This is a genomic window from Listeria welshimeri serovar 6b str. SLCC5334 (assembly GCF_000060285.1).
Lineage (GTDB): Bacteria > Bacillota > Bacilli > Lactobacillales > Listeriaceae > Listeria > Listeria welshimeri.
Genome location: NC_008555.1, coordinates 24910 through 37070, shown reverse-complemented (window position 1 = coordinate 37070; position 12161 = coordinate 24910). Strand labels below are relative to the sequence as shown.

The window sequence follows — 12161 nt, the reverse complement described above, 5'->3', positions numbered from 1 at the left end:
ACCTCTAGCACAAACGTCCACCTTAAGACCTATGTTTTATTGTCCTAAGGTCTATTTTTCATAAAAAAACAGCCTAGAAATGAATTCTAGACTGTTAAAAATAATTTATTTTTCTTCAGCAACAAATGGTAATAATGCCATTTGGCGTGAGCGTTTGATAGCAACAGTAAGTTTACGTTGATATTTAGCGCTTGTTCCAGTTACACGACGAGGTAAAATTTTACCACGTTCGGAAACGAATTTTTTAAGAAGTTCTACATCTTTATAGTCGATATGCGTAATACCATTGGAAGTAAAGTAACATACTTTTTTCCGACGGCGTCCGCCTCTGCGTCCTCCAGCCATTGAAAATTCCTCCTATCTTAAAGTTCAAACCGCTAAAATGAAATTAGAATGGCAAATCGTCATCTGAAATGTCGATTGGCTTACCATCACTAGCGAAAGGATCATTGTTAGTGGATTGATAATTTTGATTTTGAGATTGTTGCTGGTCCTGTCCGAATCCACCGTTATTTGTAGGTGCTTGCCCGGAGTTACTTCCACCATTATTATAATTATTATTGTTTCCGCCTTGATAGTTATTTCCGCCGCCGCCATTAGAATTACGCGGTTCAAGGAATTGAACACTCTCAGCTACAATTTCTGTCACATAAACTCGTTTACCATCGTTACCCTCGTAATTACGAGTTTGAACGCGGCCATCAACCCCTGCCATGCTTCCTTTCTTAAGGAAATTAGCAACGTTTTCTGCTGGTTTACGCCAAACAACACAATTAATAAAGTCAGCTTCTCGCTCTCCCTGTTGGTTAGTGAACGTACGATTTACAGCTAATGTAAAAGTCGCAACAGCCACGCCAGCCGGAGTGTAACGTAATTCAGGATCTTTTGTTAAGCGTCCTACAAGTACTACACGATTCATCATGCAAAACCAACCTCCTCTCGTTTAGTAAATCAAGGTCCGAGCCTTGAATAAATTCTTATGCTTCTTCTTTAATTACCATGTGACGAACGATATCATCAGAAATTTTTGCTAAACGGTCAAATTCGTTGATAGAATCTGCTTTATCAGCATTCAATTTCACGATGTGGTAAAAACCATCACGATAGTCATTGATTTCGTATGCTAAGCGACGTTTACCCCATTCTTTTGATTCGATGATCTCCGCGCCATTTTCAGTTAAGATTCCGTCAAAGCGTTCAACAACAGCTTTTTTCTCATCTTCTTCAATATTAGGGCGAATAATGTACATAATTTCGTACTTTCTAGCCATCTACTCTACACCTCCTTGTGGTCTTAAGCGGCTCTGATAAGGTATGTAATCACACCATATCCCTGAAATTCAGACTGCCTTTAGCAAGCCTTAAAATCAAGAGCGAGCAAGGAATAATTTATAATTACTCACAATAAAATATTATATCATAGCACATACTAACCAGCAAGATATTTCTTGAAATTTTCTGTTGTGAAAACACTATAACACAACTGAAAAACACCTACAATACTTTTTGAGAAAGTCGTTTTTTGAGGCTGTATTCCCGTTTTTAAGGGCTTATTATAGATTTTCTCGAACTAGTGGCATTGTCATACATCTTGGACCACCCCGGCCTCTAGAAAGCTCCGAACTAATTACTTCATGGACTTTAATACCAGCTCTTCTTAAAAGGTCATTAGATACTTGATTTCGATCATATGTAATTACTTCTCCTGGCGCAATAGCGAGCGTATTAGCACCATCATTCCATTGTTCTCTAGCTGATACAATGACATCTTCTCCTCCACACGGAATAAATTCGACTTCTGGCACTTCTAAAACTTCCGCAATTACACGCCTAAAATCTCTGCGTGGAGTAATTTCTAAACCATTTTTGCCTTTTTCTAAAATATAAACATTTAATTCACCTTGTTGATTTTGAATTGCCGGATGAATAGTGAACTGCGCATCACTTACCATTGTAAAAACAGTATCTAAATGCATAAATGATCTTGTTTCTGGAATTTCGACTGCGAGAACTTTCTTGATTTTAGGAGCCCGAGCAAACAAGCTTTCCGCAAGACGCTCCACTGCACGAGCATCAGTACGTTCAGATACTCCTACAATAACAGTTTCTTCATTTAGAACTAGTTCATCCCCACCTTCTAAGGAAAAAGGTTCTTCTCGCCCTGACCATATCGGAACCTCTTGATTACTAAAACGAGGATGATGTTTTAAAATCAGTTCAATAAATATAGATTCGCGTCTTCTAGCTGGTTGGAACATTTTGTTAATTGTCACTCCACTCCCAATAACTGCTGCCGGATCTCGCGTAAAATAGAGATTAGGTAGCGGATCTAAGAAAAACGGATATTGTTCACTCATCATTTCATTTAAATGCTTCTTTTTGCGTTCTGGAATTTCAGATTTTTTCAATCCAGCCATGAGTTTTCTAATCATTTCTTCTTCATTAAAGGACATCAAATAATCACGTACATAAAGTGCGCTCTCATCCATTTGATTAGATTCATTAATCATTTTCGTTAAAAAAGTTTCTTTATTTCCAGCTTTTCGTAATGCTTCAGCAGCTAATTTTTCTAAGTAGAGGACCTCGATATTTGAATCTTGCATTCTCTTTACAAAAAAGTCATGTTCCTTCTGCATCATTTTCAAATAAGGTATATCGTCGAATAACAAGGATTCTAAATACTCTGGCGTAATATTTTCCAGTTCAGAACCTGGTCTTTTTACAAGAACTGTCTGGAGTTTGCCAATTTCTGATGTAATGTTTAATGCTTTTTCCATTTTCATCACCTCTTCCTAAATAGTTACCCCAAAAACTCATTAGTTATGCGGGCTATTTCCCGGGAAATAAAAAAAGCACAGAAATTATTCTGCGCTTTTCTTGTCCATTTTACTTTTAATGAATGACACAACCATTGGAATGACAGATACTACAATAATACCGATAACCACTAATGAGAAGTTGTCTTTCACGATTGGGAAATTCCCGAAGAAGTATCCAGCAAGTGTACATAACAGCACCCAAACAGTTGCTCCTAAAATATTATAATTCAAGAAATAGCGGTAATTCATTCGGCTTGCTCCAGCTACAAATGGTGCGAAGGTACGGATGAACGGCATAAATCTAGCAATAAAAATAGTTTTTCCACCATGCTTATTAAAGAATGCCTCTGCTTTTTCCATTTTTTCTTTATTTATTAGTTTTCCAAACCAACTATCTTCTGGTATGGATGTTCCAATCTTTTTACCGATATGGTAGTTCACGGTGTCACCTATAACTGCTGCTAACCACAAGGTAATGATTAGCGGAACAATATGTAGAATGGAACCATCTAATACTGATAAAGCACCCGCCGCAAAAAGTAATGAATCTCCTGGTAAAAACGGAAATACTACCAATCCAGTTTCTATAAAAACAATCAAAAACAAAATGATGTATGTCCAAATTCCAAAATTATTTATAATCTCCACTAAATGTTGGTCAATGTGCAAAATAAAATCAATGATGTAGGTAATAAAATCCACCAGGCACTCACTTCCTCTTCTTTTTTTAAAAGTCAAAGTTCATTTTACCACAAGTTCGTCATCCATGTATCCGACTTGTGACTTATTTATCAATTTTTAATGATTAATAACCTTTTATTCAACAAAAAAATACTGTCCAATGAAGTGACCAAAAATCAGACTTTGGTAATCACTACACTAGACAGTAATTTTATTCTTCTACTGAAGCAGCTTCTTCATAATTGATTAGTGCAATTAATCCGCCAACAGCTAGTAAAACGATTGGCAGTAAAAACATGATAGAAATCGACATAGTACAACCAATTGCAGCTGCAACCATCATTGCTCCACCAAGACGCGGTTTATGTGAAACAATAAATGATCCCGCAAGTCCCACACCTGAAAGCACAAGCGAACCAATCGTTAACATATAGAAGAAAAATGATTCCTCTTCTAAAGCTTGTGAAATATCAGGAATAACAAGAACCATCAAACTAAATCCAATACCCATTGCAGCCCCTAAAAATCCAAGCAATCCTTCAACTTTCATGATAAAAACTCCTTTTTTATACGCATTTTCTTTTATGTTATCATTTTAACAAAAAATTGAATAGTTTTCAGCTTGAAAATCAATAAAAATAAAAAAAGACCGACAATCAAGTCGGTCCAAAAAGGGAGTTTAGGATTTTAAGGAATTCTACAATTAGCAAAAAGGGAGTAAAACTAATTGTGTTCCTTGCTTACAAGTTCTATATTAAAGGTTAATTATGAATATTTCGCAATAAAAATATTAAAAATTTGTTAATGTTTCACGTGAAACATTTATTTTTTCGCCGATTGGAAATGGTTTTGCATCTAATCCATGTCCGATTTCTCTAGTTCTAAAAACAGGCAATTTATATTTTAAACCAATATGATAATATAAGTCGCCTATTCTGTCGTATTCACCGTTTTTCTCTGCCTCTGAATGTTCTCCCACAATGATACCTAAGCACTTCGAAAACAAGCCTAATTGTTCTATTTGCGCTATATAAGAAGCTATTTTAGTTTCTCTTCCTCCCAAACTTTCTAACAATATTATTTTATTTGTTACGTCTGGCATGAATTCTGTTCCGGCCAGCTTCAAAAAGCAACGGATATTTCCACCAACTACTTCACCGCTACTCGATTCAAATTCAGTAAGGGACTTTCCATTAATCAATAGACGATTTTCAAAAAATATTTTTCTGAATTGCGCCATTTGGATTTCACTCGCTTCCCCCACCAAATGTCGCAATAAATAGTTATATCCTGATTGTTTCGTCTTCGTATAAATAGCATTTAATATCACCGTTAAGTCGCTATAACCAATGAAAGGCTTGGCTACTCTTTGAATAAGTTCAAAGTCAAGATAAGGTAGCACCTGATTAGCTGCATCTCCACCCGAAATATCAAAAATCATTTTCACATCCGGATTTTGAAACAGCTTCATTAGTTCTGACGCTCGTTCTTTAGGGCTACCACTAAAAGGTGAATCTTCTGTTCGAAAAATAGTTTTAGCTAAGATCACTTGCAATCCAAATTCAACTTCTAAAACACGTTTAAGCCTTTCAATTACTGGCTTATCCTCTCTTTTTCTCCCATCAGAACAACAAATAATTCCAATAAGGTCATCTTTTACTAACATTTACTCACCGCCCATTTTTTCTCAGTATAACATAAAAACAGCTTGAGCAAATTTTGCCCAAGCTGCTTATTAATAAGTCTTAAATTACTAATGTGATTAAACGTTCTTCTAGTTTTGCTTCTTTTGCATCTGTAATCATTACGTCTAAATATTGATTGGAGTTTGTTACTACTACTGGTGTTGTAACATCATAACCAGCTGCTTTAATGCCTTCAATATCAAATTCAGTTAGTAATTGACCTTTTGTAATCGTATCACCTTGTTTAACGTGTGCTGTGAAGAATTTACCTTCTAGTTGAACTGTGTCCATACCAATGTGAATTAGTACTTCTGCACCGTCATTTGTTGTAATACCAATTGCATGCCCAGTTGGGAAGATTGTTGTTACAGTTCCTGCTGCTGGAGCTACAACACGTCCGACAGAAGGAATGATTGCTACACCTTTTCCAAGTGCACCGGATGAAAATGCTTCGTCTTTTACATCTGCTAAAGTTACGATTTCGCCAACTACTGGAGCTGGAATTGTTTCACGTTCGATTAAAGTTTCGCCTTCTACTGTGTTAGATTCTTCTACTACTGCTTCAGCTGGGTCTTTGAATCCAACTACATAAGTTAAGATGAAACCAAGGATGAAGCTGATAACGATAGCGATTACTACCCACCAGAATGCGCCTGTAATACCTTCACCTGGTTTGAAGAAGTTAGGAAGACCGAAGATTCCAAGCCCACCCATGATATATGTTTGCGACCCTGCAAAACCAATGATTCCGCCACCAATACCACCAGCGATACAGCTCATGATAAATGGTTTTTTCAGTGGTAAAGTAACCCCGTAAATCGCTGGCTCAGTTACACCAAAGATACCCGAAATAAATGCTGGGATACTAAGAGCTTTGATTTTTGTATTTCTAGTTTTAAAGAATACTGCTAATACTGCACCGATTTGTGCAAATGATGCACCGAAAGTCATTGCTAAAATTGGATCATGGTGAAGAGAAGCTAAGTTGTTGATTGCCACTGGTACTAGACCCCAGTGAAGTCCAAAGATAACGAATACTTGCCAGAAACCACCTAGGATTAAACCAGCGATTACAGGACTTAAGTTATAAACCCAAATTGTTCCTGCTCCTAGTAATTGACCAGCCCATGTAGCGATTGGGCCAATTAAAAGGAAAGTAATTGGAACGACTACTAACAAAGTACAGAATGGAACTACGAAAGTTTTAATTACATCTGGAATAATTTTCTTGAAGCCTTTTTCTACTTTTGAACCAAAATATGTTGCTAAGATAATCGGAATAACAGAAGATGCATAATTCATCAAGATAACTGGAATTCCTAAGAATGTGATATGAATTGGAGATTCAAATACGGTTCCTGCGAAAAGCGTGAAAATTGGTTTACCTGCAGAAATACCTGCAAGTGTAGGATAGACTAAGGCTGCCCCTATTGCCATTCCGATAAATACGTTCCCACCAAATTTTTTCATTGCTGTGTAACCTAGGAAAATCGGGAAGAAGTAGAATAAACAATCCCCAATTGCATAAAGGAGTATATAAGTCCCTGATGTTTCTGTAAGCCAGCCAAATGCTAAGAACATTGCTGCGAAACCTTTAATCATACCTGTTGCTGCTAATACGCCTAAAACTGGTGTAAATACACCGGAAATCATATCAATAAAACGGTTGAAGATATTACCTGTTGCTGGTGCGCTGCTTCCTTCGTCACCTTCTGCTGAAATACCGCCAACTTCTAGTACTGCTTTAAATACGTCTGGTACGTGGTTACCAATAACTACTTGGTATTGACCTCCACTTTTAATTACAGAGATAACTCCGTCAAGCTTTTCAATCTCTTTTGTGTTCGCAATATTCTCATCTTTCAGTTTAAACCGAAGTCTGGTAATACAATGGAACACACTGTTGATATTTTCTTTACCGCCGACATTTTTCAAGATGTCTTTTGCTAACTGTTCATATTTCATTTTGACGACTTCCTTCCTCTTTTTGGTTTTTTGGGCAAAAAGAAAAACCTAAGCTCATTCGAGGACTCCACGTATACACGTGTCCTACAAATCAGCTTAGGTTTTGCCCAATAAATTGGTAACAATCCTTTGTGATGAGATAAATATATCATATAAAGAAAACGGTTGCAAGCCTTTTTTAAAAATTTTTTTATTAGGGGAGTTTTAATGCTCCCCAAACAAGTCTGTACCATGTATTTCAGTCGCTCCAGTTTCTTTTATAATCCATTCTAAATTATGAGATTTAATCCCTCCACCTGGCAAAATAATGATACGATCGGCTGCATAATCAATATATTTTCGCCAATTCATAAATATTTCTTTGGGAAGTTTGGTCCCGTCTCCACCATGCGTCAGAATTCGTGTAATACCTTGTGTTGCCAACCAGTCTATTGCTTGTAATTTCTCTGTTTCTATTAACTCATCAAATGCCATATGAAATGTCACTTCGACACCTGTTGCAGCTTTCATTGATTGTTTTATAGCTGGTTTATCGAGCTGCTTTGAATTCGTAATACAACCAAAAACAACTCCATCAATCCCTACTTTCTTATACATTAAAATATCCTCACACATCATTGCAATCTCCTCTTTTGTGTAAGTAAAATCGCCTTTTCGAGGACGAACCATTGCCATAACACGCACATTTTTTTGATGACAAAAGTGCACTACATATTTCGCAACCCCATAACTAACAGAAGTCCCACCTTCCGCCAGATTGTCACAAAGCTCAATTCGATTAGCCCCAGCTAAAATAACTTTCGCTAAATTAGTAGTGTTTTCAATACATGCTTCTTTTAATACCATCATCTAACCTCCAAAAAGCGCGAAAATAAATATTATTTTCGCGCCCATTTTTATTATAAGTGGAAAATCCGGTCAGCAAACTTATCTTCAATCGCAAAATTATATTCGTAGCCGCCATCAATATTGGCACTGCGATAAACTGGTGGTGTGTATCCTTTTTCTAGCATCAGTTCTACTGCTTCATAGATGGTTTGTTGTAGAAGCAAAACAGCTGAGAAGGAAGATGTTCCGCAAACTTTTCCCTCTAAACCATCTAATTCGAGTGCCGCATCTCCTTGAACCGAGCGATTATCTAGAATGACATCCGCAAATTCATATAACAATTTTCCAGAAGAATGTCTGGATGCTGCTGTTTGAGAGGCATCAAGCGCCGTTACAACAATCAATTTACAGCCTTGCGCTTTAATCCATTCTGCAAGCTCGATTCCCATCGGATTTCGACCTGAATTAGATATAAGAAAGAATACATCATTTGGTTTTGCTTGTAATCTATGAGTTAACAAGGAACCAACGCCCTCAATAGATTCATAGTATCCTCCCGCGGGATCCATAATAACTTTTGACGGAATAAGCCCTCCCGCTCTTCCACATACTTCAATTGCTGCTGCATAAGAATGCCCACTACCAAATGCTTGAATGATCCCGTCGTTCATAATGCTCTCTGCTACTAGTTGCGCTGCTTCGTGAATATTTTCCACTTGTGTTCTTTCAAGTTCCTCTGTTAATTCACGTGCTTTGTCAAAAAATGTTAAACCCATTTTGTCTATTCCTCCAATTTTTATATTTTAACCTAGAATTTTTAGGTTGAATAAAATAATCGCAATAACCATTACTAATAAAATCGCCTTCGTAGATGTCATTTTTTTATGGCCTAAAAGTGCATAAATGAGTGCCACGAGTAAAACTGGAACGAGAGAAGGCATAATTTGATCGAGCATGTCTTGCATTTTAAGTTCTACTTTCCCTGATTTATAAACGAAAGGAACAGTTGCTTTAATTACAGTTGGAATGAGCGCTCCTACAACTGTGACCCCGAGCAAAATAGCTGCATCGGTTAACGCATTAAGTCTGTCTGCAAATTCAGTTACTAATTTCGCACCTTGCTTATAACCGAGTGGAAGTAGCGTAAATCTAGCTCCCACAACTAAAATGTTAACTAATACCCAGATAACAACACCCGTCACATTGCCTTGAAGACCCATATATGCTGCAATCGATCCGAAAATCGTCGGTAAGATAACGCCAAAAATTGTATCACCAACACCAGCAAACGGTCCCATTAGCCCTGTTTTCAAACCAGTTACAACTTCTTTTGAAGCTTTCTTTTCTCGTTCTTCAATAGCCATATCCATTCCTAAAATCAAACCACCGACCATAGGGTTCGTGTTAAAAAATTGATTGTGCATGTTCATCATGTCTTTTAAGTCATCATCTGTTTTATAAAGTTTCCGAAGCGTTGGCAAAATACTATAAAGGTAACCAGTTGACATCATTCGCTCATAGTTCCAACAGATTTGGCTGGCAAACAACCAACGAAAGTTTGCTGCTATTAAATCGCGTCTCTTAAGGACTTTTTCAAAATCCTGTTCAGTCTTCGTATTCGCCATCTTCGTTCTCCTCCCCAACTAGCGCTGCGCCATTTAGTCCCACAGCCACTTGGTTTTTGAAATTTTGTTTGAAGTAAATGATTGCTAAAGCTACACCAATTAGCGCCACGCCTAGCATTGGTACTTTTAGATAAGCTGCTGCTACGAAACCAATAATTAAGTATGCGACGAATTTATTTGTTGGCAAGTAACGAAGAAGAATCGCGATACCCACTACTGGAAGGATTCCGCCAGCTACACGAAGTCCGCCCATTAGCCATTCTGGAATTTCATTTAGAATAAAATCAACTACTCCTTGTCCGAAAGTCAACATGATAAATACTGGTACTGCACGTGATAAAGCCCATGGTAATGCTCCATACCAAATATTTCTTTTTACCGCAGAAATGTTGCCCGAAGCAATGTTAGAATCAATTCGATGTAAGAAAAATGTATTGGTAAATCTAGCTAAAATATCTAATTGAACCATTAAAAGTCCTACTGGAATTGCAAGCCCAATCGCAAATTCCGCATCTTGCCCTGACAAAACAGCAAATACTGTTCCTACAATTGCCCCGGTTGTAAAGTCAGGGATTGACGCCCCGCCATATGTACCAACACCTAGAACCATCAGTTGTAACGTTGCCCCAATAGCAAGACCAAGTACCATGTCGCCCATTATAATTCCAGCGAGTGTTCCTGTTATTACAGGGAAATTAAGTCCTATTACTAAAGTTAAAGCATCAAGAATGGTACAAGCTGCAAGTATAACCAACAATATAATCTGCCAAACTGCTAAATCCATTATAGTTCTCCCTTCTTATTACTTATTTTTTAATAAACTTGCAAATTCAATAGCATCTTCACTAGGAACCATTTGAGCTGTGATTTTAATTCCTTTTTTGGATAAATAATCAAAATCTTCCAAATTTTCATCTGTTACACTAACAGATTTTTTGATTTGGCGGCTCCCTGCTTTTGTTGACATGTTTCCTACATTAATTTGAGGAAGTTCTACACCAGCATCCACTAAACCACGAAGCGCATGGGGTGACTTTACAATTAAGAAAACTTGTTGACCAACGTATTTATCATTATTGATATTGTTCGCTGCCCCTTTTACTGTAAGGATACTTAGTTTAACGCCAGCTGGTACTGCGGTTTTGAGTGCCATTTTTTCCATATCATTTTTTACAACGGCATCGTCAACAATCATAATTCGCGTTGCCTTTATGGTATTAGTCCACATTGTTGCTACTTGTCCATGAATTAGTCTTTCATCAACACGTACATGTTTAATTCCGTTACTTCCCATTAGTCCTCTTCCTCTCCATCATCGCTTACTGTCGAATTATTTGCTTTCAATTCCACAAATTGAATATTTTCTTGTGCGCCAATAATCGCTCCTTCTAAGCTTTCTCCCAGACTAAGCGGGATAATTAATCCTAGTGATAAACCTGATACTATCTTTATTTCAGGATATTTTGCACGAAACATTTGCGCTGCATTACAAGGTGTCCCACCCACAATATCTACTATGATAACGGTTTCATTTTCAGGTGAATAAACAGCATTGTAGCTCTCTAATACATCCGTCACCCCCATGTCTTCGGTAAAAGTAACTGCTGCGATATTCGTTGTTTGGCCGGTAATCATCTGGCAGCTATTTTTTACTTCCTGCGCGTACCGGCCATGTGCTGCGATAATATAATTCAAGTAATGATCTCCTTTCTATTGTTTTTTCTTTTCAATTTCAATAGAGTAAAAATTATGTCGTAAATAGCTTTCAATATATTCATAGGGCTTTCCCTCTGGTACATAAGTGATTCTTTCAATGTGATAAAGTGGTAATTCTGTGTCGATTTCAAGTAATTTAAAATTATTCTTGTCTTTTACTGGAAATTCAACTTGAATGCGCTCTTTCATCGCCTCATGCAGAATATTTATACCATAAAGCTCTTTAATTACTTCCGATAAAGAATTAAACTTTTCCAGATTCGTTAAATCGACGTTAATTAAATTGGATTTTGCCATATAGTTGTTTTGAACTGTCCAAGGTACGTCATCTATAAGACGAATCCGCTGAAAATGAACAATCATGTTTTCAGGTGGGATTTGCAGATTTTTAGCAATTCGCTCATCTTGAATTTCGTTAATAGCCAAAACTTTCGTATGCTCATTAGTAATTTTTGTTTTTCGATTAAATTTACCGTTAGGCACTGTTGTATATTCATTAAAAATAACTTCCTCATTGATAATGGATTTACTAACGTAAGTACCTTTTCCTTGATAACGCGCTAAAATCCCTGCTCTTACAAGTTCATGTAAAGCGCGAACAACTGTTGTATTACTAACATTATATTTCTTTTTAAGTTCATCTTCGGAATAAATTTTTTCTCCTGGCTTGAAAGTTCCATTATTGATTAATCGCTTGATATCACTGATTATAATCGCATATTTTGGTTCTGACATCGTTAGTTCCCCCTAAAGCATCCCGCGTGTTAACACGTTAAGTTTTAGGTTAATGGTACCATGATACATTTTTGATTGCAAACTTGAATTCGCTTGCTAATACTGAA

At 36.9% G+C, this 12161-nt stretch carries 15 protein-coding genes; all 15 read right to left on the bottom strand.

Translation table 11 applies throughout. The annotated features are described in order from the left end of the window. Nucleotides 1-105: 105 nt before the first annotated feature. Nucleotides 106-345 carry a 30S ribosomal protein S18 gene (gene rpsR / locus LWE_RS00180; RefSeq protein ID WP_003721669.1) on the bottom strand — a complete coding sequence of 80 codons (240 nt, stop codon included), beginning with the start codon at nucleotides 343-345 and terminating at the stop codon, nucleotides 106-108. A 43-nt stretch (nucleotides 346-388) separates the two neighbouring features. Then, nucleotides 389-922 carry a single-stranded DNA-binding protein gene (ssb, locus tag LWE_RS00175; RefSeq protein WP_011700912.1) on the bottom strand — a complete coding sequence of 178 codons (534 nt, stop codon included), beginning with the start codon at nucleotides 920-922 and terminating at the stop codon, nucleotides 389-391. 55 nt (nucleotides 923-977) lie between these two features. Next, entirely contained in the window at nucleotides 978-1271 is a 294-nt protein-coding gene (rpsF, locus tag LWE_RS00170; RefSeq protein ID WP_003718123.1) for a 30S ribosomal protein S6, read from the bottom strand. A 282-nt stretch (nucleotides 1272-1553) separates the two neighbouring features. Continuing rightward, entirely contained in the window at nucleotides 1554-2783 is a 1230-nt protein-coding gene (arcA, locus tag LWE_RS00165) for an arginine deiminase (RefSeq protein WP_077904695.1), read from the bottom strand. A 78-nt stretch (nucleotides 2784-2861) separates the two neighbouring features. After that, on the bottom strand, nucleotides 2862-3521 hold the full coding sequence (locus tag LWE_RS00160; protein WP_011700910.1) for a DedA family protein: 660 nt from the start codon (nucleotides 3519-3521) through the stop codon (nucleotides 2862-2864). Between the two features lie 190 nt (nucleotides 3522-3711). Beyond that, nucleotides 3712-4050 (bottom strand): DUF4064 domain-containing protein, encoded by a 339-nt coding sequence (locus tag LWE_RS00155; protein ID WP_011700909.1) that lies wholly within the window; start codon nucleotides 4048-4050, stop codon nucleotides 3712-3714. Between the two features lie 240 nt (nucleotides 4051-4290). Further along, nucleotides 4291-5166: a S66 family peptidase gene (locus LWE_RS00150; RefSeq protein ID WP_011700908.1), complete on the bottom strand. Its 876-nt coding sequence runs from the start codon at nucleotides 5164-5166 to the stop codon at nucleotides 4291-4293. Nucleotides 5167-5245: 79 nt separating this feature from the next. Next, nucleotides 5246-7150 (bottom strand): beta-glucoside-specific PTS transporter subunit IIABC, encoded by a 1905-nt coding sequence (locus LWE_RS00145; RefSeq protein WP_011700907.1) that lies wholly within the window; start codon nucleotides 7148-7150, stop codon nucleotides 5246-5248. A gap of 204 nt (nucleotides 7151-7354) precedes the next feature. After that, nucleotides 7355-7996 (bottom strand): copper homeostasis protein CutC, encoded by a 642-nt coding sequence (locus LWE_RS00140; RefSeq protein WP_011700906.1) that lies wholly within the window; start codon nucleotides 7994-7996, stop codon nucleotides 7355-7357. Between the two features lie 53 nt (nucleotides 7997-8049). Beyond that, nucleotides 8050-8754, bottom strand: coding sequence for an SIS domain-containing protein (locus LWE_RS00135; protein ID WP_011700905.1), 705 nt, complete (start codon nucleotides 8752-8754; stop codon nucleotides 8050-8052). 27 nt (nucleotides 8755-8781) lie between these two features. Beyond that, nucleotides 8782-9603: a PTS system mannose/fructose/sorbose family transporter subunit IID gene (locus LWE_RS00130; RefSeq protein WP_003721640.1), complete on the bottom strand. Its 822-nt coding sequence runs from the start codon at nucleotides 9601-9603 to the stop codon at nucleotides 8782-8784. Next, entirely contained in the window at nucleotides 9584-10387 is an 804-nt protein-coding gene (locus LWE_RS00125) for a PTS mannose/fructose/sorbose/N-acetylgalactosamine transporter subunit IIC (protein ID WP_011700904.1), read from the bottom strand. Before LWE_RS00125 ends, LWE_RS00130 begins: the two co-directional genes overlap by 20 nt. An 18-nt stretch (nucleotides 10388-10405) precedes the next feature. After that, on the bottom strand, nucleotides 10406-10897 hold the full coding sequence (locus LWE_RS00120; RefSeq protein ID WP_011700903.1) for a PTS sugar transporter subunit IIB: 492 nt from the start codon (nucleotides 10895-10897) through the stop codon (nucleotides 10406-10408). Beyond that, nucleotides 10897-11298 carry a PTS sugar transporter subunit IIA gene (locus LWE_RS00115; RefSeq protein WP_011700902.1) on the bottom strand — a complete coding sequence of 134 codons (402 nt, stop codon included), beginning with the start codon at nucleotides 11296-11298 and terminating at the stop codon, nucleotides 10897-10899. Before LWE_RS00115 ends, LWE_RS00120 begins: the two co-directional genes overlap by 1 nt. 15 nt (nucleotides 11299-11313) lie before the next feature. Next, a complete protein-coding gene (locus LWE_RS00110) occupies nucleotides 11314-12054 on the bottom strand; it encodes a GntR family transcriptional regulator (protein WP_011700901.1) in 741 nt (246 codons plus the stop codon). Between the last annotated feature and the right edge of the window lie 107 nt (nucleotides 12055-12161).

Bases quoted from the DNA above. Each gene is read 5' to 3' on its own strand.
- rpsR (WP_003721669.1), bottom strand. From the start codon at position 345: ATGGCTGGAGGACGCAGAGGCGGACGCCGTCGGAAAAAAGTATGTTAC.
- ssb (WP_011700912.1), bottom strand. From the start codon at position 922: ATGATGAATCGTGTAGTACTTGTAGGACGCTTAACAAAAGATCCTGAA.
- rpsF (WP_003718123.1), bottom strand. From the start codon at position 1,271: ATGGCTAGAAAGTACGAAATTATGTACATTATTCGCCCTAATATTGAA.
- arcA (WP_077904695.1), bottom strand. From the start codon at position 2,783: ATGAAAATGGAAAAAGCATTAAACATTACATCAGAAATTGGCAAACTC.
- LWE_RS00155 (WP_011700909.1), bottom strand. From the start codon at position 4,050: ATGAAAGTTGAAGGATTGCTTGGATTTTTAGGGGCTGCAATGGGTATT.
- LWE_RS00150 (WP_011700908.1), bottom strand. From the start codon at position 5,166: ATGTTAGTAAAAGATGACCTTATTGGAATTATTTGTTGTTCTGATGGG.
- LWE_RS00145 (WP_011700907.1), bottom strand. From the start codon at position 7,150: ATGAAATATGAACAGTTAGCAAAAGACATCTTGAAAAATGTCGGCGGT.
- LWE_RS00140 (WP_011700906.1), bottom strand. From the start codon at position 7,996: ATGGTATTAAAAGAAGCATGTATTGAAAACACTACTAATTTAGCGAAA.
- LWE_RS00135 (WP_011700905.1), bottom strand. From the start codon at position 8,754: ATGGGTTTAACATTTTTTGACAAAGCACGTGAATTAACAGAGGAACTT.
- LWE_RS00130 (WP_003721640.1), bottom strand. From the start codon at position 9,603: ATGGCGAATACGAAGACTGAACAGGATTTTGAAAAAGTCCTTAAGAGA.
- LWE_RS00125 (WP_011700904.1), bottom strand. From the start codon at position 10,387: ATGGATTTAGCAGTTTGGCAGATTATATTGTTGGTTATACTTGCAGCT.
- LWE_RS00120 (WP_011700903.1), bottom strand. From the start codon at position 10,897: ATGGGAAGTAACGGAATTAAACATGTACGTGTTGATGAAAGACTAATT.
- LWE_RS00110 (WP_011700901.1), bottom strand. From the start codon at position 12,054: ATGTCAGAACCAAAATATGCGATTATAATCAGTGATATCAAGCGATTA.